At 65.8% G+C, this 25,037-nt stretch carries 23 protein-coding genes and 2 pseudogenes; 14 read left to right on the forward strand and 11 right to left on the reverse strand.

What is annotated here, in order from left to right:
* Positions 1–33: 33 nt before the first annotated feature.
* From JOF57_RS00460 to JOF57_RS00470, 3 genes are all read right to left on the reverse strand, one after another.
* A complete protein-coding gene (locus tag JOF57_RS00460) occupies positions 34–636 on the reverse strand; it encodes a GNAT family N-acetyltransferase (protein ID WP_209912603.1) in 603 nt (200 codons plus the stop codon).
* A 60-nt stretch (positions 637–696) separates the two neighbouring features.
* Positions 697–1,152 (reverse strand): VOC family protein, encoded by a 456-nt coding sequence (locus JOF57_RS00465; protein ID WP_209912605.1) that lies wholly within the window; start codon positions 1,150–1,152, stop codon positions 697–699.
* A 175-nt stretch (positions 1,153–1,327) separates the two neighbouring features.
* Positions 1,328–2,443, reverse strand: coding sequence for a citrate synthase 2 (locus tag JOF57_RS00470; protein WP_209912607.1), 1,116 nt, complete (start codon positions 2,441–2,443; stop codon positions 1,328–1,330).
* 95 nt (positions 2,444–2,538) lie between these two features.
* On the opposite strand from JOF57_RS00470, the gene pdxH reads away from it, so the two are divergent.
* The 5 genes from pdxH to JOF57_RS00495 all read left to right on the forward strand — a co-directional run bounded on the left by pdxH (position 2,539) and on the right by JOF57_RS00495 (position 7,413).
* Positions 2,539–3,198: a pyridoxamine 5'-phosphate oxidase gene (gene pdxH, locus JOF57_RS00475; protein WP_209915641.1), complete on the forward strand. Its 660-nt coding sequence runs from the start codon at positions 2,539–2,541 to the stop codon at positions 3,196–3,198.
* A 136-nt stretch (positions 3,199–3,334) separates the two neighbouring features.
* Entirely contained in the window at positions 3,335–3,967 is a 633-nt protein-coding gene (locus JOF57_RS00480) for a TetR family transcriptional regulator (protein ID WP_407666524.1), read from the forward strand.
* A gap of 123 nt (positions 3,968–4,090) precedes the next feature.
* Entirely contained in the window at positions 4,091–5,395 is a 1,305-nt protein-coding gene (locus tag JOF57_RS00485) for a citrate synthase (RefSeq protein WP_209912609.1), read from the forward strand.
* Positions 5,396–5,543: 148 nt separating this feature from the next.
* Entirely contained in the window at positions 5,544–6,998 is a 1,455-nt protein-coding gene (locus JOF57_RS00490) for an MFS transporter (RefSeq protein ID WP_209912611.1), read from the forward strand.
* Positions 6,988–7,413 (forward strand): MarR family winged helix-turn-helix transcriptional regulator, encoded by a 426-nt coding sequence (locus tag JOF57_RS00495; RefSeq protein ID WP_209912613.1) that lies wholly within the window; start codon positions 6,988–6,990, stop codon positions 7,411–7,413. The genes JOF57_RS00490 and JOF57_RS00495 overlap by 11 nt, the downstream gene beginning before the upstream one ends.
* Positions 7,414–7,429: 16 nt before the next feature.
* On the opposite strand, the gene JOF57_RS00500 is transcribed toward JOF57_RS00495, so the two are convergent.
* Positions 7,430–8,986, reverse strand: coding sequence for a phytoene desaturase family protein (locus JOF57_RS00500; protein ID WP_209912615.1), 1,557 nt, complete (start codon positions 8,984–8,986; stop codon positions 7,430–7,432).
* 15 nt (positions 8,987–9,001) lie between these two features.
* Entirely contained in the window at positions 9,002–9,250 is a 249-nt protein-coding gene (locus tag JOF57_RS00505; RefSeq protein WP_209912617.1) for a DUF2630 family protein, read from the reverse strand.
* Between the two features lie 31 nt (positions 9,251–9,281).
* On the opposite strand from JOF57_RS00505, the gene JOF57_RS00510 reads away from it, so the two are divergent.
* The 5 genes and pseudogenes from JOF57_RS00510 to JOF57_RS00530 form a co-directional block, all read left to right on the forward strand.
* Positions 9,282–9,644 carry an FKBP-type peptidyl-prolyl cis-trans isomerase gene (locus JOF57_RS00510; protein WP_209912619.1) on the forward strand — a complete coding sequence of 121 codons (363 nt, stop codon included), beginning with the start codon at positions 9,282–9,284 and terminating at the stop codon, positions 9,642–9,644.
* Between the two features lie 118 nt (positions 9,645–9,762).
* Positions 9,763–10,788: a channel-forming protein ArfA/OmpATb gene (gene arfA, locus JOF57_RS00515; RefSeq protein ID WP_209912621.1), complete on the forward strand. Its 1,026-nt coding sequence runs from the start codon at positions 9,763–9,765 to the stop codon at positions 10,786–10,788.
* Between the two features lie 11 nt (positions 10,789–10,799).
* Entirely contained in the window at positions 10,800–10,955 is a 156-nt protein-coding gene (gene arfB, locus JOF57_RS00520; protein ID WP_170309418.1) for a channel accessory protein ArfB, read from the forward strand.
* Entirely contained in the window at positions 10,952–11,551 is a 600-nt protein-coding gene (arfC, locus tag JOF57_RS00525; protein ID WP_209912623.1) for a channel accessory protein ArfC, sunset domain variant, read from the forward strand. The genes arfB and arfC overlap by 4 nt, the downstream gene beginning before the upstream one ends.
* A 300-nt stretch (positions 11,552–11,851) precedes the next feature.
* A pseudogene (locus tag JOF57_RS00530) lies at positions 11,852–12,211 on the forward strand (IS110 family transposase); the annotation flags it as partial.
* A gap of 63 nt (positions 12,212–12,274) precedes the next feature.
* On the opposite strand, the gene istB reads toward JOF57_RS00530, so the two are convergent.
* Both istB and istA read right to left on the reverse strand, forming a co-directional pair.
* Entirely contained in the window at positions 12,275–13,057 is a 783-nt protein-coding gene (gene istB / locus JOF57_RS00535) for an IS21-like element helper ATPase IstB (RefSeq protein WP_209912624.1), read from the reverse strand.
* Positions 13,058–13,118: 61 nt separating this feature from the next.
* A complete protein-coding gene (gene istA, locus JOF57_RS00540) occupies positions 13,119–14,660 on the reverse strand; it encodes an IS21 family transposase (protein WP_209915645.1) in 1,542 nt (513 codons plus the stop codon).
* A gap of 184 nt (positions 14,661–14,844) precedes the next feature.
* Here istA and JOF57_RS00545 point away from each other — a divergent pair.
* Positions 14,845–15,564 (forward strand): annotated as a pseudogene (locus tag JOF57_RS00545) (transposase); the annotation flags it as partial.
* A 25-nt stretch (positions 15,565–15,589) separates the two neighbouring features.
* On the opposite strand, the gene JOF57_RS00550 reads toward JOF57_RS00545, so the two are convergent.
* Both JOF57_RS00550 and prrA read right to left on the reverse strand, forming a co-directional pair.
* The gene (locus tag JOF57_RS00550; protein ID WP_209912626.1) at positions 15,590–16,930 is read right to left on the reverse strand and encodes a sensor histidine kinase; all 1,341 of its coding nucleotides are present in this window, start codon (positions 16,928–16,930) and stop codon (positions 15,590–15,592) included.
* A gap of 36 nt (positions 16,931–16,966) precedes the next feature.
* On the reverse strand, positions 16,967–17,677 hold the full coding sequence (gene prrA, locus JOF57_RS00555) for a two-component system response regulator PrrA (RefSeq protein ID WP_055117444.1): 711 nt from the start codon (positions 17,675–17,677) through the stop codon (positions 16,967–16,969).
* Positions 17,678–17,771: 94 nt separating this feature from the next.
* Between prrA and JOF57_RS00560 the strand changes: the two genes are divergently transcribed.
* The 3 genes from JOF57_RS00560 to JOF57_RS00570 are packed head-to-tail and all read left to right on the forward strand — an operon-like array spanning position 17,772 to position 23,460.
* Positions 17,772–19,661, forward strand: a complete 1,890-nt coding sequence (locus JOF57_RS00560; RefSeq protein WP_209912628.1) for an ABC transporter ATP-binding protein — start codon at positions 17,772–17,774, stop codon at positions 19,659–19,661.
* A 47-nt stretch (positions 19,662–19,708) separates the two neighbouring features.
* Positions 19,709–21,619 carry an ABC transporter ATP-binding protein gene (locus JOF57_RS00565; RefSeq protein WP_209912630.1) on the forward strand — a complete coding sequence of 637 codons (1,911 nt, stop codon included), beginning with the start codon at positions 19,709–19,711 and terminating at the stop codon, positions 21,617–21,619.
* Positions 21,616–23,460 carry an ABC transporter ATP-binding protein gene (locus JOF57_RS00570; RefSeq protein ID WP_209912633.1) on the forward strand — a complete coding sequence of 615 codons (1,845 nt, stop codon included), beginning with the start codon at positions 21,616–21,618 and terminating at the stop codon, positions 23,458–23,460. The genes JOF57_RS00565 and JOF57_RS00570 overlap by 4 nt, the downstream gene beginning before the upstream one ends.
* A gap of 74 nt (positions 23,461–23,534) precedes the next feature.
* On the opposite strand, the gene JOF57_RS00575 is transcribed toward JOF57_RS00570, so the two are convergent.
* Positions 23,535–23,798, reverse strand: a complete 264-nt coding sequence (locus JOF57_RS00575; protein WP_209912635.1) for a hypothetical protein — start codon at positions 23,796–23,798, stop codon at positions 23,535–23,537.
* Between the two features lie 89 nt (positions 23,799–23,887).
* Complete coding sequence (locus JOF57_RS00580) at positions 23,888–24,994, reverse strand: epoxide hydrolase family protein (protein ID WP_209912636.1); 1,107 nt, start codon at positions 24,992–24,994, stop codon at positions 23,888–23,890.
* Positions 24,995–25,037 lie beyond the last annotated feature (43 nt).

Consider the following 25,037-nt stretch of genomic DNA (forward strand, 5'->3'; position numbering starts at 1 on the left):
AGTATGAACGGTGCGGAGCCGGTCAGACGTCGGCTACCAGAGGTCGCCGATACGCCAATCGCAGATCAGGGGCACGGACTTCGCGAAACTGTGCGTCGTGGCGTCCGTCGGCAGCAGGAAGATTCGGTCGGCCGCGTCGTAGGTGTCGATCACCTCGTCAGGAGTATCGGCCTGGGTCGGGCCGTCCCAGATCTGCCAGCCACGGCCGGCATAGAACGAGGCGGCGCTCTCCACGGCGTTGAGTGCACCGATGTCGTGTCGCGTGCGGATGAGGGATTCTGCGTGATCCATCAGCAGGCGGCCCAGTCCGCGGCCCTGCTGGTCGCCGCGTACGCCAACACCTTCGACGTAACCGGTGTCGAAGACCTCACCCCCATGCCGCAGCGTGCGGGTCACCACCGCAGCATGGGCCAGCAACTTGTCATCCTCGGTGATCAGCACGTGCACGCCGTCAACCCCATGCAGCCAGTCATGCTCGCGAAAGCCATCACCGAACGCCGAGCGGACCAATTTCTCCGCGGAGCTCAGGTCGTCTCGGCTCAGTTCGCCGGGCTCGGCGATCAGGACGTCGATCACCAGCTCAGGATGCCACCCTGATTCCGCGACTTCCGGGTAGCCACGCGGTCCTTCAGGCACTGCCTCACCGGCACCCGTGGTGACAGTGAGGCAGCGCCCGGAAAAGGATGGGGAAGCGGGCTACTGCCCCGACGTGATCGCCTGTGCGATCTCCTCCGGGCTGACCTCGCGCACCGGCTGCCCGAGCGACCACTGGTGGCCGAACGGATCGCGCACCATGCCGTAGCGGTCGCCCCAGAACTGGTCCTCCAGCGGCATGACGACCTCTGCACCGGCATCGACCGCCTTGGCGAAACTTGCCTCGACATCGGTCACGGTGAGGTGGATGGTCACCGGGGTGCCGCCAAGGGCCTTGGGCGTCGTCGATTTGCCGTCGTTGTACTCGGGAAAGTCGTCGTTGAGCATGACCGTGGACCCGTTGATGCCGAGCGCGGCGTGAATGAGTCTGCGGCCGTCGGGCCCGGGAACCCGGCCCAACTCGGTGGCACCGAATGCCTTGACGTAGAAGTCAATTGCCGCGGCGGCGTCGTCGACAACCAGATGCGGTAGGACTGCGGGTGTTACTTCGATCGCCATGAACTTCTCCTGGTGTTGATGAGCGGTTTCAATGCAGACCCGCGCGGCGGGCGGATCTCATCGGCGGACACCGTTCATGCAACCACCGGGGTCTGACACACGCACGAACCGCGAAACTACGCGTGCGGCGGAAATGGCCCTGATCTCGTCAGAAACCCGAGTTTCGGCGCGAGAGTCAGCGTGCGATCTTGTCCCATCCGGCGACCGACTGAACACTGCGGGGATCCGGGCCGATGTAGATCGCGGCCGGGCGCACCAGCTTGCCCAGGTGCTTCTGTTCCATGATGTGCGCGCACCAGCCCGCGGTCCGGCCACAGGTGAACATCGCCGGCATCATCGAGGCGGGCACCTCGGCGAAGTCCAGAATCACCGCGGCCCAGAACTCGACGTTGGTCTCGATGGCCCGGTCCGGGCGGCGTTCGCGAAGCTCGGCCAGTGCGGCCTGCTCCAAGGCCGCGGCCACCTCGTAACGGGGCGCCTCAAGGCGTTTGGCGGTGGCCCGCAGCACCCGGGCCCGCGGATCCTCGGCCCGGTACACGCGGTGCCCGAAGCCCATCAGTTTGTCGCCGCGATCCAGGATGGATTTCACCACGGCGCGGGCGTCGCCGGACTTCTCGACCTCTTCGATCATCGGCAGCACCCGGGCAGGAGCCCCGCCGTGCAGCGGCCCGCTCATCGCGCCCACCGCGCCCGACAGGGAGGCGGCGACATCGGCGCCGGTGGAGGCGATCACCCGGGCGGTGAACGTCGACGCATTCATCCCGTGCTCGGCGGCGGTGACCCAGTAGGCATCGATCGCCTCGACGTGCCTGGGGTCCGGGTCGCCCTGCCAGCGCGTCATGAAACGTGCTGTGACCGTGTCGCATTCGTCGATCCGACGTTGCGGCACGGCGGGCTTGTAGATGCCACGGGCGGACTGGGCGACGTAGGACAGCGCCATCACCGAGGCCCGGGCCAACTGGTCGCGCGCGGTCGTATCGTCGATGTCCAACAGCGGTGCGTAGCCCCAGATCGGTGCCAGCATCGCCAGCCCGGCCTGGACGTCGACGCGGACGTCGCCGCTGTGGATGGGCAGTGGGAACGGCTCGGCGGGCGGCAGGCCCGTGCCGAAACTGCCGTCGACCAACAGCCCCCAGACGTCGCCGAAGGTGACCCGGCGCTCCACGAGTTCCTCGATGTCCACGCCGCGGTAGCGCAGCGCGCCGCCGTCCTTGTCCGGTTCAGCGATCTCGGTGGTGAAGGCGACGACGCCTTCGAGGCCGGCAACGAAGTCTTCCGGTACAGCTGGCATGGCCAGATTCTCGCACCAAGTCCAGGCGTAGCGTTACCGCGGTGGCCATACCCTCCGGACCAGCGCCTGAGCACGACCAACACGACCTGGCTGCCATGCGTGTGGATTACGTGGAGAAGGACGGCTGCGGCGACCTGGACGTCGACTGGCTCGGCGAAGACCCGGCCGCCGGTTGGCTGACGTTGTTGCGGACCTGGCTGGCCGATGCGTACCGCGCCGGGGTGGCCGAGCCCAATGCGATGGTGGTGGCCACCGCCGACGGCGAGGGAAGGCCCGTCACCCGGACGGTGTTGTGCAAGAGCATGGATGAGGCCGGCATCACGTTCTATACGAACTATGACTCCGCCAAAGGCGCGCAGCTGGCCGCGCACCCGTACGCCTCGGCCACGTTCCCCTGGTACCGGCTGGGGCGTCAGGTCCATGTGCGCGGTCCGGTGAGCAAGGTGAGCCGTGAGGCCACCGAGGAGTACTGGTCCAAGCGGCCCCGGGGTTCCCAGCTGGGTGCCTGGGCGTCGCAGCAGTCGAGCCCGATTGCGTCGCGTCCGGCCTTGCTGGACCAGCTCGCCGAGGTCACCGCACGATTCGCCGATCTCGAAACGGTGCCGGTGCCGCCGAACTGGGGTGGATACCTGATTGCGCCGGAGAGCGTGGAGTTCTGGCAGGGCCGGGAGAACCGGGTACACAACCGAATCCGGGTGATCTTTGCCGGGGGGCCGGCATCGGGTGATGCGCGCGCCGAACGCCTCCAGCCGTAGTTGTGCAGGCCGTCGGCCGGCATGTCTAGAACAGTCTGAGGCTGACAAAGTATGACCACCGGCGAATTGCATTGACCGCCACATAGTTGCCGAAAGCGTCCGAAACCGCGGTGCGCGGGCGATAACATCACGATTCGTGGGTGACGTTATGCGGCAGGACGGTTTGCGTGAACGTAAGAAGCAACGCACCCGGGCGATGTTGATCGAGGCCGCGATCGATCTGTGCGACCGCCAGGGATTCGAGCAGACCACCGTCGAGCAGATCGCGGCGGTCGCCGATGTCTCGCCGCGCACCTTCAGCCGCTACTTCGCCACCAAGGATGCCGTCGTCCTGGCGTTCGTCGACGAGGTGATCGAGAGCGTCGCGATCGAGCTGGCGGCGCAGCCGACCGAAATCGGCCATCTCGACGCCTTGTACCGGGCTCACATACAGGCGTTCCTCAAGACCAAGACCGCGCCGCCGACCCATCTCACGGCCGACCGTCTGTTGGCGTCGGCGCGCATCGTCACCTCGTCGCCCACATTGATGAACACGGCGTCGGGGTTCCGGGCGGATGCGGTCAATGTGGCGCTGGCACGGCGGATGGGCGTGCCCGGCGACGATCGCCGGCTCAAGGTGACGGCCGTCGTATGGGGTTCGATCATCATGACTGCCATCGCTGACCTGGGATCTAGGGCAAATTGGGCCTCGGTGACCGTCGACGACATCGTCGCGTGGATCGAGTCGACCTACGCCGATTTCCTGTCGGTCATTGAGGGTGCGGGGTAGCTCAGGCCACGTTCTTTCCAACCATCAGGTGACTGCTTGGTAACCCCCCGCGGGCAGCGCCGATCGATTGCGACTACCTTTTGTAGAGCAGTTGTCGGTTCCCAGGACGAAGAAGGGATTCCCGTGGCCGAAAATCCGTCGAGTGGGCAGGAGTTTGCCACTCTGAAGTACCCCGATGGCGAGATCGATCTGGAGATCGTCCGCGCCACCGAGGGCAGTGACGGCATCGCGCTTGGCCCGTTGCTGGCCAAGACCGGCTACACCACCTTTGATGGTGGCTTCGTCAACACCGCTTCTACCAAGTCCGCGATCACCTATATCGACGGTGACGCCGGGATCCTGCGCTACCGGGGTATCCCGATCGAGCAGCTCGCCGAGAATTCGACGTTTATCGAGGTCAGCTACCTGCTGATCTACGGTGAGCTGCCGACGGCCGAGCAGTTGGAGTCGTTCACGACCCAGATTCAGCGGCACACCCTGCTGCACGAGGATCTCAAGCGGTTCTTCGACGGCTTCCCGCGCAACGCGCATCCGATGCCGGTGCTGTCGTCCGCGGTGAACGCGCTGAGCGCCTACTACCAGGATTCGCTCGACCCGCTCGACAAGAAGCAGGTCGAGCTGTCGACCATCCGGTTGCTGGCCAAGTTGCCGACGATCGCGGCGTATGCCTACAAGAAGTCCGAGGGGCAGCCGTTCCTGTACCCGGACAACTCGTTGAGCCTGGTGGAGAACTTCCTGCGGATGACGTTCGGCTTCCCGGCCGAGCCGTATGAGGTGGATCCCGAGATCGTCCGCGCGCTGGACATGCTGCTGATCCTGCACGCCGATCACGAGCAGAACTGTTCGACCTCGACGGTGCGCCTGGTCGGCTCGTCGCAGGCCAACCTGTTCACCTCGATCTCTGGTGGTATCAACGCGTTGTGGGGCCCGCTGCACGGCGGCGCCAACCAGGCCGTGCTGGAGATGCTGGAGAAGATCCGCAAGGACGGCGGCGATGTGCAGACCTTCGTCAAGAAGGTCAAGAACCGCGAAGACGGCGTGAAGCTGATGGGCTTCGGTCACCGGGTCTACAAGAACTACGATCCGCGGGCGCGCATCGTCAAGGAGCAGGCCGACAAGATCCTGGCCAAGCTCGGCGTCGAAGACGAGCTGCTCGACATCGCCAAGCAGCTTGAAGAGATCGCGTTGACCGACGACTTCTTCGTCGAGCGCAAGCTCTACCCGAACGTCGATTACTACACCGGCGTGATCTACCGGGCGATGGGCTTCCCGACCCGCATGTTCACCGTGCTGTTCGCGTTGGGCCGGCTGCCCGGCTGGATCGCGCACTGGCGGGAGATGCACTCGGAGCCCAACAAGATCGGCCGCCCGCGCCAGATCTACACGGGCTACACCGAGCGCAATTACCTGGATATCAACAAGCGCTGATATCCAATACAGCTGTCGAAAGCCCGGGAGTGACACCGCTCCCGGGCTTTTGTCACGCTGGAGTGGCTGTCGAGGTCGAGCGTCACGCTGGAGTGACGCTCGGCTTGCGGACTTGCCTGAGCAATTCTTGTAGTTTCACAATAGTTGTGTGAATACAATTGTCGGTTCGCTCAGCGCCCGGCGCAAGGCAATCATTCTCGTCTCGTGTTGTCTGAGCCTGCTGATCGTGTCGATGGACGCCACCATCGTCAACGTCGCGCTGCCGAGCATCCGCGACGATCTGGGCGCTACCCCTTCGCAATTGCAGTGGATAGTCGACGTCTACACCCTGGTCCTGGCTTCGCTGTTGGTGCTGGCCGGCGCTGCCGGCGACCGGTTCGGCCGCAGGCGGACGTTCCAGTTGGGTCTGGCGATCTTCGCGGTGGCCTCGTTACTGTGCAGCCTCGCGCCCAACATCGAAACCCTCATCGCCGCACGTTTCCTCCAGGCGATCGGCGGCTCGATGCTCAACCCGGTGGCCATGTCGATCATCACCCAGGTGTTCACCGGCCGGGTCGAACGTGCCCGCGCGATCGGTGTCTGGGGCGGTGTCGTCGGTATCTCGATGGCGCTCGGGCCGATTGTGGGTGGGGCGCTGATCGAGTACGTCGACTGGCGCGCGGTGTTCTGGATCAACCTGCCGATCTGTGTCCTGGCCGTGGTGCTCACCGCGATCTTCGTCCCCGAATCAAAGTCGGCCACGATGCGTGATCTCGACCCGCTCGGCCAGGTTCTGGGAGTGGCGTTCCTGTTCGCGGTCGTGTTCGTGCTCATCGAGGGGCCGGGATACGGCTGGACCGACCTGCGCACTCTGGCCGTCGCCCTGATCGCGTTGCTCGCCCTGGTGGCGTTCCTGCGCTACGAATCGCGTCGCACCGACCCGTTCATCGATCTTCGGTTCTTCCGTAGCGTGCCCTTCGCCGCGGCCACCCTGATCGCGGTCTGTGCGTTCGCCGCCTACGGCGCATTCCTTTTCATGATGTCGCTGTACCTGCAGACCGAGCGGGGTTACTCCGCGATGGACACCGGGTTGATCTACCTGCCGGTCGCTATCGGCGCGTTGATCTTCTCGCCGTTGTCGGGGCGGTTGGTCGGTCGGTACGGCAGTCGGCCGTCGCTGCTGGTGGCGGGGGCGACGATCACCGTGGCCACCATCCTGCTGACCCGACTGACGGCTGACACTCCGGTGTGGCAGTTGTTGGTCATGTTCGGTGTATTCGGTATCGGCTTCTCGATGGTCAACGCGCCGATCACGACGACTGCAGTCAGCGGCATGCCGTTGGACCGCGCCGGCGCAGCCTCGGCGGTGGCCTCCACCAGTCGGCAGGTCGGTGTGAGTATCGGTGTGGCGCTATGTGGTTCGGTGGCCGGGGCTGCGTTGGCGGGAACCGGTGTGGGTTTCGCCGCGGCAGCGCGACCACTGTGGTTCGTCTGTGCCGCACTGGGTTTGGCGATCTTCGCGTTGGGTGTCGTGTCCACCACGCCGTCGGCGTTGCGTTCTGCTCAGCGGTTGGCGCCGCTCATCGGAGACCACCATGTCGAGGAGGGGACTCATGTCCGTTGACCGGCCCGAGTTGGCCGACGAGGTGTGGCGGGCCTTGACCCGGTTGGTGTTCGACCATCGCGACGCATGGAAGCGGGCGGTGATCGAGGAGAGCGGCCTGCCGTTCAGCCGTATCCGCATTCTGCGGCGACTGGAGCGGGCCCCGATGACGGTCAAGCAGTTGGCGCACGCGGCGACGGTCGACGCCCCGGCGGCCACGGTTGCGGTCAACGACCTTGAGGAGCGGGGTTTGGTGGTGCGGGAGATCGACCCGGCCAACCGCCGCTGCAAGTTGGTCTCGCTGACCGACGCCGGCCGCGCGCTGCTGGCGCGGATCGACCGGGTCGAGGACCCGGCGCCGGAAGTGCTCGCAGCCCTCGATGCCGGGGACCTCGAAGCCTTGCGGGCGATCCTGCGCAAGATCCACTCGCCGTAGCGACGGCTTGGAGGCGTCAGCCTTCGAGAATTGCCATCGCCGCGTTGTGTCCGCCGATACCCGAGACTGCGCCTCCGCGCACTGATCCCGAGCCGCACAACAGGATCCGGTCATGGGCGGTGGCCACACCCCAGCGCTGCGCCGGTGTCTCCAGCTCAGTGTCGTCCTCGGCGAACGGCCACCGCAGCGCTCCGTGGAAGATATTGCCCGCGGTCATCCCGAGGGCCTGCTCAAGGTCGGCGGTGGTCTTGGATTCGATGCACAACCGGCCGGCGCCGTCCTCCATCAGAACGTCCTGGATCGGTTCGGCTAGAACTGAATTGAGCGAACTCAACACGGCCGAGGTCAGCCGGTCGCGCGTCCGGTCGGGGTCGCCCGCCGCCAATGAGTGCGGGGTGTGCAGTCCGAAGACCGTCAGCGTCTGCGCACCCGAGGCCCGCAGGTCCTCGGACAGGATGCTGGGATCGGTCAGGGAGTGGCAGTAGATTTCGCACGGCAGCGGGTCAGGGACCCGTCCGGCGGCCGCATCGTCGTAGGCCCCGGCCAGCTGGCTGAAGGTTTCGTTGATGTGGAACGTGCCGCCGAATGCCTGCTCGGGCGTGACGTGTTCGTCCCGCAGCCGGGGCAGGCGTCGCAGCATCAGGTTCACCTTCACTTGCGCACCGGGAGCGGTCTCGGCGGCCGGTTCGCCGAGCAATTCGGCCAGCACAGCCGGCGTGACGTTGGCCAGCACGTGCTCGGCGCGTACCCGCCGGGCCGATCCATCCTGCCGGTAGCGCACCTCGCCATCCGGATTGACTGCGTAAACATCGGCACCGGTGATGATTTCGGCTCCATGTCCGGCCGCGGCAGCGGCCAGGGCCCCCGTGACCGCGCCCATCCCGCCGACTGGGACGTCCCAGTTGCCGGTGCCGCCGCCGATCAGATGGTAGAGAAAGCACACGTTCTGGATCAGCGACGGATCGTCGATGTCGGCGAACGTACCGATCAGGGCGTCGGTGGCCATCACGCCGCGCACCAGATCGTGCGATACCGCGGCGGTGATCGCGTCGCCGATGGGCTGTTCGATCAGGGCCTCCCAGGCCGCGGCAGTCTCGGTGTCCTGTCCGCTCAGCACATCCCGGCGGATCTCGGCCCGGCTGCGCAACGGCTGCAGCAGCGTCGGCCAGATTCGGGTGGTGATCAGCCCGCAGCGGCGGTAGAAGTCGTTGAATCCGGCCGCGTCGTTGCCGGCGCCGACCGCGTCGAACGTCGGCTGCGGGCCGATCAGCAGCCCGGTGGCGCCGCCGGTGACCGGATCGGGCGTGTAGGACGAGATTCGGCGTCGCGACAGCCGGATTCGGGCTCCCAGATCGGTGATGATGCGTTGGGGTAGCAGGCTGACCAGGTACGAGTATCGCGACAAGCGGGCGTCCACACCGTCGAAGGCGTGCGCCGAAACGGCTGCGCCGCCTACGTGGTCGAGACGTTCGAGCACCTGAACCCGGCGTCCCGCCCGGGCCAGGTAGGCAGCGGCCACCAAGCCGTTGTGGCCGCCGCCGATGATGACGGCGTCCAACGCCCTTTCTGTCACGTCACGCCCGACCGGTCAGCCTCGATAGCCTTCGACCTCGTCGGCCCCACGTTTCTCGGCGAGGCCCGGATCCTGTCCCGTGTCACGCAGCGCACGGCGCTGCCGCAACAGGTCCCAACACTGGTCGAGGGCGACTTCCAGCGATCTCAGTCGTTGTTGCTCTTCGGTTTCATCGATTTCCCGCTGCTGCAGTTTGGTCCGGAGCTCCTGCTCTTCGGCAACGAGCCGGTGAACTTCGGCGAGGATGTCCTGATCTTTGGCCACACAACCAGTCTGCCGGACTACCGTTGATCCGGTGAGTACAAAACCTGACATCGAGTTTCCGGACGGACCCGCTCCTGCTGAATTGGTCATCACCGACCTGGTGGTCGGCGATGGCGCCGAGGCAGTGCCCGGCGGCACGGTCGAGGTGCACTACGTGGGCGTCGAATATGACTCCGGTGAGGAGTTCGACAGCTCCTGGAATCGCGGAGAATCCATTGAATTTCCGTTGCGGGGCCTAATTCAGGGCTGGCAGGACGGAATTCCCGGGATGCGGGTCGGCGGTCGGCGCAAGCTCGTCATTCCGCCGGCACAAGCCTATGGTCCAGCGGGTTCGGGGCATCGGCTTTCGGGCAAGACGCTGATCTTCGTGATCGATCTGCTCGCCACCCGTTGACGTTTCCATGGGTTCGGAGAGTATTGGCCGAACCTAACCGTTGATTTCCATTTGCTGCTACCGTCAACCTGTTTCGCTGCTGTAGATAACTGTTCGTCGACTTCAGGGAGTGCCCACAATGTCGGGTTCGGACGAATCTCGGACAATCACAGGCTGGCAAACAGCCTCCAAGTTATATCGACGACCACCCGGCTTGGGGTGGTTGCTAGCGTTGGCGGCAGTTCCATTGTTGCTGGGGCTGATCGGCTGGGGCGGGCTCGACCGCTCTGGAAAGGACATCGATCTCACGCGACCGGATGTCAATCCCACGGCCACGTTGACCGCACCGGATGTGAATGCACCGGACATCAACGCTCCCGGTGTGAATCTGCCGAACCTTTCGTTCGCGCCGTTGTCGATTACCCGTAACGGCAATGACTTCACTCTCACCGGTGATCTGCCCGACGCGGCTGCCAAGACCTCGCTGCTGGACTGGCTGCGTGGAAAGTTCGGCGCGGACGTCAATCTGGTCGACAACCTGAATCTGGGTGCGGGTGTGAGTACCCCCGATGTTTCGGCGCTGGGCAAGGTGTTCGACGCCGCTGCGGGCATTCCGGATTTCAGCTTCAGCATCGACGGGGACACCCTGACGCTGACCGGGACCGCTCCGTCGGCTGAGGTACGCGACGCCGTCGAGGCGGCCGCCAAGGCGGCTTGGCCGAACATCAAACTCGTCAACAACATTCAGATCACCCCGGCATCTGCCGCCCCGGCTCCGCCGGCGACGCCCGGTACCCCCGGACCCTGTGCGGTACTGCAGGACGATGTGAGTGCACTGTTGCGCACGCCGATCAACTTCAGCACCGACGGGTTCGTTCTGGCCCCGGCATCGCAGCAGTTGCTCTCGCAGGTGGCCGACAAGCTCAAGTCCTGTGCAGGCGCACAGGTGGTTGTCACCGGCTACACCGACAACTCGGGCAATGACGCGATCAATGTCCCGCTGAGCAGCAATCGTGCGAAAGCTGTTGCCGATTATTTGGTTTCGCAGGGACTGGCGGCCGATCACGTGACGTCGTCCGGTGCGGGTTCGGCGAAGCCGATCGCCAGCAATGACACACCCGAAGGCAAGGCGCAGAACCGCCGCGTCGAGATCACGGTCAACTAGGGAGATTCGACATGGACTTCGTAATCCAATGGTTGTGGTACCTGCTCGCGTTTGTGGTGGGGTCGCTGGTGGCCTGGCTGATCTCAGTGGTGGCCGTCAAGCCCACCAGTGAGGAAGAGGCGTTCGCTGAACTGCCTGGCTCACGTGAGATTGGAGCACGACGATGAACGACGTGAACTGGTGGTTGATGGCCCTGGCCTTCGTGCTCGGGCTGGTGCTGACACTGGCGTTGACCCTGCGCCGGGTGAAGCGGGAGGTGCCGGTGTACGGCGCCCTGGGCCGTCGTCCCGAGGCTAAGGCCACAGGCGGCGGAACTGCCGCCGCCGCAACGGCTGTCGCCGATGACGCCACGACCCGGCTGCCTCGGGCCGGTGCCGTCGACGAGCCCACCACGCGGATACCCAAGGTCAGCGGCAGCGGTGCCGCGGCGGGTGCGGCGGCCGTGGGTGCGGCCGGTGCTGCCGGTGCGGCCAAGTTCGCCTCCGGCGGGGGCGCCCATGAGGCTGCTGACGACGACGACGGCGTGGATGTCAGCGTCGTCGAGGAGACGCCTTACGGTGCCGGTTCGGTGCGGGTCTCGGGTGCGGGTACCCCGACGGGTTATCTGATCAAGGGCAACGAGGATTCGATGCTCTATCACTCGCCGGAGAGCCCGTCCTATGTGGTGACCATCGCCGAGATCTGGTTTGCCGACGTGGAAACCGCCGAGAAGGCGGGCTTCAACCGGTGGGACAGCGGTAAGTCTCAGCGCGACAAGAAGTAACCCTCTCGCCCAGCAGACACAAAACTGCCCCAAATCAATGGATTTGGGGCAGTTTTGTGCCTCAGTGTCAGTCTGGCAATTGCCGCGTTGCGGTGGTTGGGTCTGGATCATCTGGTGTCTGGCTCATTTTGTGTCTGCCGCCCCTTTGGTGGGTTGGCGTTGAGCAGTAGTGCCGGCATCAGATGTGAAGGACCGGACGGCGTGACTTGATAGGAGCGTGGCATCGCCCCCGACTGAGAAGTGTCCGCCGACCGGCCCAACCTCAACACACCCTCTTCATGACTGAAGGAGGCAACCATCATGGTTGTTGTTGGAGCCGATGTACACAAGTCCACCCACACCTTTGTCGCGGTCGATGAGGTCGGGTGCAAGCTCGGCGAGAAGACCGTCAAGGCCACCACTGATGGGCATCGCAAGGCCATCATGTGGGCCCGCGAGCAGTTCGGTGTCGAGTTGATCTGGGGCATCGAGGACTGCCGCAACATGTCGGCACGGCTGGAGCGTGACCTGCTCGGTGCGGGGCAGAAGGTGGTGCGGGTACCCACCAAACTGATGGCCGCCACCCGCAAGTCCGCGCGCGCTCGAGGCAAGTCCGATCCGATCGATGCGCTTGCGGTGTCGCGGGCAGTGCTGCGCGAACCTGATCTGCCGGTGTCGACCGTCGCGTAATTCCCCCGGGGTGTCCGTCACGTAATTCCGCCACCGGTGGGCCTCGGTGTAGGTCTACCGGGATGGCTTGGTGTTGTCTACCGGCGCGCTAGCGCCGGGTCTTTTTCGGGGTCTGTAGCTAGGGCCGTCCATCAGGATTTGGTGGCTGGTATTGATCAACCGGTCGAGCAGTGACTCGGCGACGACGGGGTTGGGGAACAGGTTGTACCAGTCCTTTGGTGATCGGTTGGAGGTCAGGATGAGCGGTTTGCCGTTGACGGCGCGGTCGGAGATCAACTCGTAGAGGTCGTCGGCGTGCATCGCGGTGTGCTCGCGCATGGCGAAGTCGTCGAGGATGAGCACGAGCGGTTTGGTGTATTCGCGGATGCGTTGACCCCAGGTGCGATCGGCGTGACCGCCGGCGAGGTCGGAGAGCACCCGGGAGGTCTTGGCGAAGCGGACGTCGCCGCCGCGGCGGGCTACGGCGTGGCCAAGTGCTTGTGCCATATGGGTTTTCCCGACGCCGACGGGTCCGTAGAGGATGACTGATTCGGCGGCGTCGAGCCACCGCAGTGCGGCCAGGTCTCGCAGCATCGCGGCGGGCAGTTTGGTGTTGGCGGTGAAGTCGAAGGATTCGAAGGTCGATTGTTCCTCGAAGCGGGCTCGGCGGATGCGCCGGGTGAGGGCGGCGGATTCGCGGCGGGCGATCTCGTCTTCGCAGAGAACTTGGAGGAAGTCGAGGTGTCCGAGGGTGCCGTCGCGGGTTTGGGCCAGCCGGGTGTCGAGGGTGTCGAGCATGCCGGTGAGTTTGAGGGTGCGTAGCGCATTGCGCAGGGCGGGGTCGAGAATGCTGCTCATAGGTTGATGTCCTTGGTTCTGATCGAATGATGTTGATTGACAGTCAGATACGATGCGGTGGTTACGCGGTCTCGCCGGTGGTGGTGTCGAATGCTTGCGGTCCGCGCAGATGGGCCGCGGCCTGCGGGGCGGCGGATTCGGGAATGCCGTCGAGTTCGGTGCCGGCGACCAGGATCCCCTTGACGGTGCGGTAGCTCGGATCGCCCACAGCTATCGAACGGGCGCAGGCGGCCTCCAGGCGGACGTCGCCGACGGTCTTGCGCAGTGCGAGGACGCCTTGGGCGCTGCGCAACCGGTGGATGGCGTTGACTTCCATGAACTCGGCGATGACCTGGGTGCAGGCCGGTCCGACCTCGGCGGCCACCCGGCGGCACCAGGTCGGGTTGCGCATCGTGAAGGCGATCTTCTCCGGCGGGTAGTGCTCAAAGTCGGTGGCCCGCCCGCGGTGATGGGTGACGTGGGTGGCCACCACGTCACCGCCGTGCACGATCTGCACGATGTCACCGCAGGTGCGAGCATGGACCTGCTGGCCCATCAGCCGCCACGGAACCGAGTACAGCGCCTTGCCGACCTTGACGTGGCAGTCGGTGGCGACCTTGCCCGTCGACCACACCGCGAGCTGAAATGCGTTCTGAGGCAACGGTAATAATGCACGTCGTTCGACGGTGGCGAAGACGAACCCGGGTTGCTCACCGTCCAGCGCCCGCGACTGTCGCACCCCGGCGACCTCACGGCACCACGCCACCGCGGCGGCCTGCATCTGCTCCAGCGAGGTGAACTCCCGACCCCGCCAGAACGAGTCCCGAACGTATTGCATCGGCCGCTCGACGCGTGGTTTGTCCTTCGGCTTGTTCGCCCGCGCCGGATCGACCAGGCAGCCGTAGTGCGCACCCAGCTCGGCGTAGGCCTTGTTGATCTTCGGGTCATAGAGATCCGGTCGAGTGACACCGGTCTTCAGGTTGTCCGGGACCAGCCGGGCCGGGACACCCCCGAAGAACTCGAACGCCGCCACATGCGAAGCGCACCAGGAGGATTGATGCATCTTCAGGACCGGTTGGACGAACAGGTGCCGTGAGTGAGCCAGCACCATCACGAACGCCCACACCGTGACGCGTCGACCGCTGACCGGGTCGAACCACATCCCGAGCTTGCCGTAGTCGATCTGGGCTTCGCTGCCCGCCGGCACCGGCCCGCGCGGCACGGTCACCTTGTTGCGGGCCGCCTCCTCGGAAAGGTTCCCCGAGATCCACCTGCGCACTGAGGATTCCGAGGCGGCAACGCCATGCTCGTCGCGCAGCCGCTGCGCCACCGTCGCCGCACTGACCTCGGCTTTGAGCCAGTCACGGATCCGGTCGCGGTGCACCTCGATCCCGGGCCAGGTCGTGGCCCGCAGGCCGGGGTCGGCGATCTCGGGGAACCACCGGCCGACATGGGCCGCCCACGCCGTCTCGGTGATCGGCACTCCGCCGGGGGTCAGTGACTCCGCGATCGCCGGCGCCAGATACTTTGCGATGGTCTTGCGGTCGATGCCCAAACTCTCCGCGAGCTGGCGCTGGGACCGACCCGCATGCCAATGGGTCAACAACTCGATCAGGTCGAACACGTCGAAACTTCTCCTCGCCATCGGCGCCCTTCCTCACGAGTCGAACCGTGAGTCGAGCGAACCTGCCTACGAGGCCCACGAGCGGCTGCCACACCGCCCGGGTGGCGGAATTACGTGACAGACGGGGTGGGGGAATTCCGTGACGGACGACCCTCAAGCTGGGGGAATTACGTGACCGCTGACACTGCCGGTCGCTTCGCACGACGAAGTGTCGCGGGAGTTCAAGTTGTTGACTGATCGTCGTGATGTTCTTGTGGGACAACGGACCTCGGCGATCAACCGGGTGTTGTGGCATGTTCATGACCTCGATCCCGAGTGGGCCGCCGCGTTGGGCTCACTGACTGCTCTCAAGCATCAGAAGGCCCTGATGGTGTGGCTGGCCGAGCGGCCCGGTGTGGTCGCTGAAATCGCCCGCGCTGAGGTGGGCGACATCATCCGGCTCACCAGTGAGATCAACACCTTGACCAACCGCTTGGCGGCCAGCATCGGCCAGGTCGCACCGACGCTGCTGGCGATTCCTGGCTGCGCGGAGCTCTCGGCGGCCAAGATCGTCGGCGAGGTCGCCGGCATCGGCCGGTTCACAAGTGAGGCAGCGTTTGCCTGCCATACCGGGGTTGCGCCCATCCCGGCGTGGTCTGGGGCCAGTGCCGGGCAGATGCGGTTAAGCCGGGCCGGCAACCGTCAACTCAACGCCGCCATCCACCGCATCGCCCTGACCCAGATTCGGATGACCGGCAGCCTCGGGCAGATCTACTTCCAAAAACTGATCGAGACCGGGAAAACCAAACGCGCGGCGCTGCGCTGCGTCAAACGCCGAATCGCTCGCCGCGTCTACCAAGCCCTACGCCGCGACGCCCACGACCACCAAAACCCAGTCAAGCCGCCACAATCAGTGGCGGCTTGACATAGGAGCTATTGCTCGCGGGAAACTAGTGCGGGCCGGGCAGGCGTAGCAGCAGGCGTGCCCCGCCCAGTGGGCTGGATTCCAGGGTGGCTGTGCCGCCGTGCAATTCGGCTTGCTGGGCCACCAGTGCCAACCCCAGTCCGGAACCCAATCGGGACGCTGTCGACCCACGCGAGAAGCGGTCGAACACCATTTCGCGTTCTTCCTCGGGTACGCCTACTCCGTCGTCGTCGATCGAGATCTCCACGCCTTCGCGGGAGCTCACCGCCGACAACTGCACCCGGGTGGCGCCGCCGTGCTTCACCGCGTTGGCGATCGCGTTGTCCACTGCCAGCCGCAAGCCGGTCGGCAACCCGATGATGATCACGGTCGGTGACGGCGCCAGCGAGACCTCGAGGTCGGGGTAGACCCGGACCGCGTCGTGGGCGGCGCGGTCGAGCAGTTCGGTGATGTCGACGGTGACGTGGTCGTCGGTGGTGGTCAGCTCGCCCTGCGCGAGCCGCTCCAGGGCGCCGAGGGTGGCCTCGATCCGCGACTGGGTGCGGATGACATCGCCGACCACTTCCTCGCGTTGATCGTCGGGCAGGTCGAGCGTGGACAGGACCTCCAGATTGGTCCGCATCGCGGTGAGCGGGGTGCGCAGTTCGTGGGCCGACACCGAGGCGAAGTCGCGGGCCGACGTCAACGCGGCCTTGGTGCGGCCCTGTTCGGACCAGATGCGTTGCAGCATGCCGTTGACGGCGTCGGCGATCTCGACGGCTTCGCTTGCGCCGCGGACCTCGACGTCGGGGGCCTCGTCGCTGACCTCGATCTCGCGGGTCTGCTCGGCCAGTCGTTTGAGCGGGCGGACCGCGAATGCGGCCAGTACCCAGCCCAGTACGGTGGCCGCGCCGACGGCGAACACGCAGATGATGAGGACGCGGCGGTGCAGGTTGTTGGTGTCGGCGATGGTGGCGTCGTAGGTTGCGCCGACCGCCACCGACATGGGGCCCGGCGCGGGGATCTGCACGGTGCGTACCCGCCAGCGCACGCCGTCGATGTAGGTGTCGGCGTAGCCGTCGGGCAGTTCGGGGAGGATCACGTTCGAGTTCGACGAGATGTCGCCGGCCCGGCGGACGGTGATGACCGCGTCCTGATCGCTGGGGGAGCGGGGGATCTCGCCGAGTCCGCGTGGCAGGAATGGGATGGCGAATCCGGCGGCCTCGTCGAGGCGGCGGTCCAGCCGTTCCTTGCGGTCGTTGGTGATGCCGACCCAGACGATGGTGCCGACGATGACGACGACGATCGCCGCGCCGATGGCGGTGGCGAACGCGACCCGGGTCCGCAGCGATGGTGTGCGGCGGAACATCCGGGTCAGCGGTTTCATGTCGCTATTGCCGTTGGTTTCTCGGGCGAGCGCTCATTACTGCGTCCGGAGGACGAATCCGACCCCGCGGACCGTGTGCAGCAGTCGTGGTGCGCCGCCGGCTTCGAGTTTGCGGCGCAGGTACCCGATGAACACGTCCACCACGTTGGTGTCGGCGGCGAAGTCGTAGCCCCAGACCAGCTCCAGCAACTGTGCTCGGGACAGCACCGCGGTCTTGTGCTCGGCCAGGACGGCCAGGAGGTCGAACTCGCGTTTGGTCAGATCTACGTCGACACCGTTGACCCGGGCGCGGCGGCCGGGGATGTCGACCTCCAGCGGGCCGACCTGGATGGTCTCGGACGAGAAGGTGGCCGATGCCCCACGCCGACGCAGCAGGGCCTTGACCCGGGCCACCAGCTCTTGCAGCACGAACGGCTTGACCAGGTAGTCGTCGGCACCGGCTTCGAGGCCGGCGACACGGTCGTCGACGCTGCTGCGGGCCGAGAGCACGCAGACCGGCACGTCGTTGTCCATCGCGCGCAGTGCGGTCACCACACTCACACCGTCGAGCACGGGCATGTTGATGTCGAGCACGATCGCGTCTGGTCGGGTCTCGGTGGCGCTGCGCAGCGCCTCGGCCCCGTCCACGGCCGTCGATACGGTGAACCCGGACAGCCGCAGCCCGCGTTCCAGCGAGGCGAGCACGTCGGGGTCGTCGTCTACGACGAGGACCCGGGGCGAGGCCGTGCCACCGGTAGCGCTATCCATGACCGCCATCTTGCCCGATGAACGCCGGTGAATCGCGTAGGCACCCTGGGAAGTCTTTGACCTCAATTATTGTTCAGGTTTTACGGTGATGTCTATGAGTATGGAAACGGTGGCCAGGCAGTCGCTGTACCGGCAGACGCATGCGCGCGACGGTGACCTGCGAGCACTGGCCGACCGGCGGCTGTTGTCGCGGATCTGGCGGTTCTCCGCGCGCCACCATCACAGGCTGGGTGGGTTCGTGGCGATCAGCGTGGTCAGCGCGCTGCTGACGGTGACGACGCCGCTGTTGGCCGGCCGCGTCGTGGACGTGATCACCCGGGGCGGCCCGTCCTCGACGGTGGTGCTGCTGGCCTGCACCATCGCTGCGATCGCGGTCGCCGAGGCGGCGGTGGCCCTGGTGACCAGGTGGTTGTCGTCGAATATCGGTGAGGGCCTGATCCTGGATCTGCGCACCGCGGTGTTCGACCACGTGCAGCGGATGCCGGTGGCGTTCTTCACCCGCACCCGGACCGGCGCGTTGGTGAGCCGGTTGGGTAACGACGTGATCGGGGCCCAGCGGGCGTTCTCGGACACGTTGTCGGGGATCGTCGCCAATGTCGTGACCTTGACCTTGACGTTGGTGGTGATGCTCAGCATCTCCTGGCAGATCACGCTGCTGTCGTTGGCCTTGCTGCCGTTGTTCGTGTTGCCCGCGCGTCGCATCGGCACCCGGATGGCCGGGCTGTCGCGGGAGGCGGCCATCCACAACGCCACGATGAACACCCAGATGACCGAGCGGTTCTCGGCCCCGGGCGCCACGCTGGTCAAGTTGTTCGGCAGTCCGGAACGTGAGTCCGGTGAGTTCGCGGAGCGGGCCGACCGGGTGCGCAATATCGGGGTGCGCACGGCGATGCTGCAGTCGACGTTCATGAACTCGCTGACGCTGATGTCGGCGCTCGCCCTGGCCCTTGTGTATGGGCTCGGCGGGCTACTCGCGATCGGCGGCCAGCTGCAGGCCGGTGCCGTGGTGTCGTTGGCGCTGCTGTTGACCCGGCTGTATGCGCCGCTGACCGCACTGGCCAACGCGCGGGTCGAGATCGCCAGTGCACTGGTGTCGTTCGAGCGGGTTTTCGAGGTGCTGGACCTGGTGCCGTTGATCGCCGAGAAACCCGATGCTGTCGGAGTGCCGGCCGGGCCTGTTGATATCGAGTTCGACCACGTCCAATTCTCCTACCCGTCCGCGGACAAGGTGTCGCTGGCCTCGCTGGAAGAGGTGGCGGCGTTGTCCGAATCCGACCTCGCCGGCGGGGACGAGGTGCTTCACGGGATTTCGTTCACCGCGGAGCCCGGGCAGATGGTGGCGCTGGTCGGTTCGTCGGGAGCGGGCAAGTCGACCATCGCGTCGCTGCTGGCCCGGCTTTACGACGTCGACTCCGGTTCCATCAAGCTCAACGGCGCCGACGTGCGGGACGTGACGTTCGCGTCGCTCAAGGACACCGTGGGCATGGTGACCCAGGACGGGCACCTGTTCCACGAGTCCATCCGCTCGAACCTGTTGCTTGCCAACCCGGACGTGCGTGAAGACGAGCTGTGGGACGCGCTGCGCCGGGCCCGGCTCGACGATGTGGTCGCGGCGATGCCCGACGGCCTGGACACGGTTGTCGGTGAGCGCGGATACCGTCTGTCCGGAGGGCAGCGGCAGCGGTTGACCATCGCGCGTCTGCTGTTGGGACGATCACGGGTGGTGGTGCTCGATGAGGCGACGGCGTCGCTCGACTCGGCTTCGGAAGCCGCCGTGCAGCAGGCGCTGGCCGAGGCCCTGGAAGGGCGCACCTCGATCGTCATCGCCCACCGGTTGTCCACGGTCCGCGCCGCCGATCTCATCCTCGTCGTCGAGGACGGGCGCATCGTCGAACGCGGCACCCACCGCGAACTGCTCGCCCGCGATGGCCGCTATGCCGAGCTTTACGACACGCAGTTCTCCGAGGAGGCGCCTGCGGCGTGAGGTTAATCGCTTGCCTGTGATGGGAGGATTGATCCAGTGAGTGTCCAGTGAGCGAGCCTGCGATCGCTTCCCCCGCCACGCCGATCCGGACCAGTTCAGATCTGCGGCGGCTGCTGCCCTATCTCCTGCCGTACCGGGCCCGCTGGATCGTGATGCTCGTGGTGTCGGTGGTCAGCCTGGCTGCCACGGTGGCGATTCCGCTGATGACCAAGGCCGTGATCGACGGTCCGGTGCGTCATCAGGACCCGCACGGGTTGTGGGTCCTGGGTTCGGCCGCGGTGGCGGTCGGTGTCACCGAGGCGGTGCTGTGGTTCATCCGGCGCTGGATGGTCGCGCGGGCCACCATGGGCGTCGAGGCCGATATCCGCAAGGATCTCTATGGGCGGCTGCAGATCCTGCCGATGAGTTTCCACAGCCGCTGGCAGTCGGGGCAGCTGTTGTCCCGGGTGATGAACGATCTGTCCACGATCCGCCGGTTCCTGTCGTTCGGGTTGGTGTTCCTGATCCTCAACACCCTGCAGATCATCGTGGTGACATCGATCCTGCTGGCGATGTACTGGCCGCTGGGCGTGGTGGTGCTGGTGTCGATCGTGCCGATCACGCTGACCGTGCTGCATTTCGAGCGGGAGTACAGCCGGTTGTCGCGGCTCGCGCAGGACCAGACGGGCCACGTCGCAACCCATGTGGAGGAGGCCGCGCTCGGGATGCGGGTGGTCAAGGCCTTCGGCCGGGAGGACTACGTGTTCGACCGCTTCGACGAGCAGGCCACCCACCTGTACGACACCCAGTTCGCCAGGGTGAGTGTGTCGGCGAAGTTCTGGACCGTGCTGGAGGTCATCCCCAATCTCACGTTGATCGTGGTGCTGGGTTTCGGTGCGTACGCGGCGGGCCACGGCCACGTCACCATGGGCACCCTGGTCGCGTTCATCACGATGATGCTGTCGTTGGTGTGGCCGATCGCCTCGTTGGGCTTTCTGCTGTCGATGACCCAGGAGTCATTCACCGCGGCCAACCGGATCGCCGAGATCTTCGATGCCCCGGTCGATATCACCGATGGTCCGGTATCCCAACCGCCCCTCGGCGGCCGGCTGGAACTGCGCGACGTGGGGTTCCGATTCCCCGACGCGGAGGACTGGGCGCTGCGCCATGTCGATGCCGTCGTCGAACCGGGGCAGACGCTGGCGTTGGTCGGAGCCACCGGCTCGGGTAAATCGGCACTGGCCGCGCTGTTCTCACGGCTCTACGACGTCACCGAAGGCCAGATCCTGATCGACGGCCGCGATATCCGGGAGCTGAGCCTGCCTGCGCTGCGGCAGACGGTGGCCACGGCATTCGAGGATCCGACGTTGTTCTCGATGTCGGTTTCCGAGAACTTGCGGCTCGGCCGGGGTGATGCCACAGACGAGCAGATGGCACAGGCCATCGAGATCGCGGCCGCGCAGTTCGTCTATGACCTGCCGTTCGGCCTGGACACCCGGATCGGGGAGCAGGGCATGAGCCTGTCCGGCGGGCAGCGCCAACGCCTTTCGCTGGCCCGGGCCATCCTGGCGGCGCCCAAGATCCTGGTGCTCGACGACACCCTTTCGGCGCTGGACGTCCACACCGAGGCCGTCGTGACCGAAGCACTGGGCCGGGTTCTGCGTGGGGTGACGGGCATCATCGTCGCGCACCGCGCGTCGACGGTGCTGCTGGCCGACCAGGTCGCACTGCTGCACAAGGTGGGTTCCGCTGGGGCAACCATCACCCACATCGGCAGTCACTCGGAATTGCTGGCGCAGGTACCGCAATACCGTTACCTGCTGGCCGCCGATGACCAACTCGACGATGCCAGTGAGCGCAGCTGCGAGTGGGAGGACGACGAGGAGCTGGGCCGTTTGCAGCGCGGGCACGCCGAGCGTACGGCCATCGATGAGGTGGGAGAACCGCCGCGTTTCGGTGCGGAGGTGCAGCGCAGATGACGACGACGCAGTGGCGCGGACAGATCACCGACGACGATGATCACGCCGGAAGCTCTGGTTCGTCCGCCCTCCCGATCGACGAAAGCGTGCCCCGGCGCCGGGAGGCCCGGGCGTTGCTCCTGTCGCTGCTGAGCCCCTTCCGGTGGACGGTCGCGGTGCTCGCGCTGGTGGTCGTGGTGGAGAACGCTGCCCGGCTGTCGGTTCCGATCCTGGTGCAGCGCGGCATCGATCGCGGTATCCCGCCGATTCTCGAGGGCGGCCCGGCCCGTGAGCTGATGCTCATCGTCGCGATGCTGTGCGTCGTGGTGATCGTGCAGGCGATCAGCAGGCTGTTCTTCCTTCGGCGCTCCGGGCGGGTCGGGCAGCGCGTGCTGCTGGAGTTGCGCCGCAGGGTGTTCCGGCATTTCGGTCGGCTCGATGTGGCCTTCCACGATCGCTATACCTCGGGCCGGGTGGTCAGCCGCTCCACCAACGATGTCGAGGCCATCCAGGACATGCTGGAAACGGGTTTCGACAGCCTGATCACCGCGGTGCTGACGTTGTTCGGCACGGCGGTTCTGTTGGTGGCTCTGGATTGGCAGCTGGGCCTGATGTGCCTGGCGGCGTTCCCGATCCTGGTCGCCCTGGTGTGGTGGTTCCGCAACGAGTCGGGCAAGACGTACCGGCTGGTGCGCGAAAGCGCGGCGCTGGTGATCGTGCAGTTCGTCGAGACCATGACCGGTATCAAGGCGGTGCAGGCCTACCGTCGCGAACCGCGCAATCAGGAGATCTTCGACGACGTCGCCGATGAGTACCGGGCGATCAACGAGAAGACTTTCAAGCTGCTGGCGATCTTCATGCCCGGGGTCAAACTGGTCGGCAACCTCACCACCGGTGTGGTGCTGCTCTACGGCGGTTACCGGGTGTTGAACGGTGAGATGACGATCGGCACGCTGACCGCTTTCCTGCTGTACCTGCGGATGTTCTTCGAGCCGATGCAGGAGATCTCGCAGTTCTTCAACACCTTCCAGTCGGCGTCCTCGGCGCTGGAGAAGCTGGCCGGGGTGTTGGCGCAGCAGCCGGCCATCGCCGATCCGAAGACACCGGTTGCCTTATCGGACCTCAAGGGAGACATTGCATTTCACGATGTGCAGTTCGAGTACACGCCGGGCCGTCCGGTGTTGCCGGGGCTTGAGCTTTCGGTGCCGGCCGGTCAGACCGTGGCGCTGGTGGGCACCACCGGTGCGGGCAAGACCACCATCGCCAAGCTGATCGCCCGGTTCTACGACCCCACTGCCGGATCGGTGACACTCGATGGTGTGGATCTGCGTGAGCTGGCGCAGTCCGAGTTGCGCCGCCACGTCGTGATGGTCACCCAGGAGAACTTCATGTTCTCCGGGACGGTCGCCGACAACATCCGGTTCGGGCGGCCCGGGGCCAGCGACGCCCAGGTCCGGGACGCCGCCGCCGCGGTCGGTGCGGACCGCTTCATCGAGACACTGCCCGACGGGTATGACACCGATGTGGCCAAGCGCGGTGGCCGACTTTCGGCGGGGCAGCGTCAGCTGGTGGCGTTCGCTCGGGCGTTCCTGGCCGATCCGGCGGTCCTGATCCTGGATGAGGCGACGTCCTCTTTGGACATCCCCAGTGAACGAATGGTGCAGCGCGCGTTGGAATCCGTGTTGGCCGATCGCACCGCGCTGGTGATCGCGCATCGGCTCTCCACGGTGCAGATCGCCGACCGGGTGCTGGTGCTCGAGCACGGCCGCATCATCGAAGACGGCGCACCGGCGGATCTGATCGGCCGGGCCGACGGGGCCTACGCGGCGTTGCACCGGGCCTGGGTGGATTCCCTGGCCTGACATCTCTCGGCGAGCAGACACAAAAATGCCCAAAATTGCTCGAAAATAGGCACTTTCGTGTCTGCTCGCGGCCGCTACCGTTTCGCGGTGATGTCCCATTGCCGCGGCGCGGACAGGTCGATGTCTGCGCGGTAGTCGTCCTCACCGATGGGCGTGGCCTCGACGGCGGGTGCGGTCAGGCCGATCTGCGGCATGCGTGGTTCGAACCGCACCAGGTAGGGCCCCGCGGTGGCTTCGGCGACGATGGGGGGCCGTGGTTGCGGCCACAACAGCCACAACATGCCGGCGCCCACGGCGAGGACGATCACGACGATGCCCAGCCAGCGTAGGCGTTTCATGGTGGCTTTGACGCTAATCGCCGAGCAGACGCGGAGGTACCCAATTCCGAGGGTTTTCGGGTACTTTCACGTCTGCTCGCGCGGGTAACTCAGCGCACCGTGTCGAAGAACGCCTTCACATCCTCGACGAAAAGTTCCGGTTGCTCGAAGGCCGCGAAGTGTCCGCCGCGGGGCATCGTGGTGAAGTGGGTGACGTTGTAACCCGTCTCGCACCAGCTGCGCGGGGCGCGCAGGATTTCCAGCGGGAACGACGCGATGCCGGTGGGCAGGCTGACGTATTCGCCGGCGGCGAAGGTGTTGGCGCTCTCCCAGTACAGCCGGGCCGCCGACGCCGCCGATGCGGTGAGCCAGTAGAGCATGACGTTGTCGAGTAGCTCGTCGCGGTGCACCACGTTTTCGGGGTTTCCGTCGCAGTCCATCCAGGACCAGAATTTCTCCACGATCCAGGCCAGTTGGCCGGCAGGGGAGTCGACCAGGCCGTAGCCGAGCGTCTGCGGCCGAGTGGACTGCTGCTTCATGTAGCCGGAGTCCGATTTGCGGTAGTAGTCGATGCGGGCCAGGGCCTTCTGCAGTTCCTCGGTCATCTCGCCGATGCCCTCGGCGGGAGGCTGCGCGATCGGCATGTTGACGTGAATGCCCACGCACGAGCCGACGTTGCGGCCTATCTGCGTTGTCACCGCGGCACCCCAGTCACCGCCCTGGGCGCCGTAGCGGTCGTAGCCCAACCGCGTCATCAACGTGTCCCAGGCCTGCGCGATCTTCCCGATGCCCCAGCCTGTCGCGCTCGGCTTCCCGGAGAACCCGTAGCCGGGCAGCGACGGGCACACCACGTCGAACCCGGCCTCGGTCAGCGGCTCGATCACCTTGTGGAACTCGACGATGGATCCGGGCCAGCCGTGGGTGATCAGCAGCGGGAACGCATCCTCACGCCCGGAGCGCTGGTGGATGAAATGGATGTCCAGTCCGTCGATCTCGGTGATGAAGTGGTCGAAGCGGTTCAACGCGGCCTCACGGGTGCGCCAGTCGTACTCGTTGGCCCAGTAGGCGGCCAGGTCCTTCGTGTATTCCAACGGGATGCCCTGGGTCCAGTCCTCGACGCACTCGGCCTCGGGCCAGCGAGTCCGGTTCAGTCGCTGCTTGAGGTCGTCCAGGTCGGCGTCGGGGATTGCGATGCGGAATGGGCGGATCGAGGTCATGTGGGCCATCCTCCCAGTGCGAGGTGGTTTGCGGTGCCGAGCA

This window comes from Mycolicibacterium lutetiense (genome assembly GCF_017876775.1).
Taxonomy (GTDB): Bacteria; Actinomycetota; Actinomycetes; order Mycobacteriales; family Mycobacteriaceae; genus Mycobacterium; species Mycobacterium lutetiense.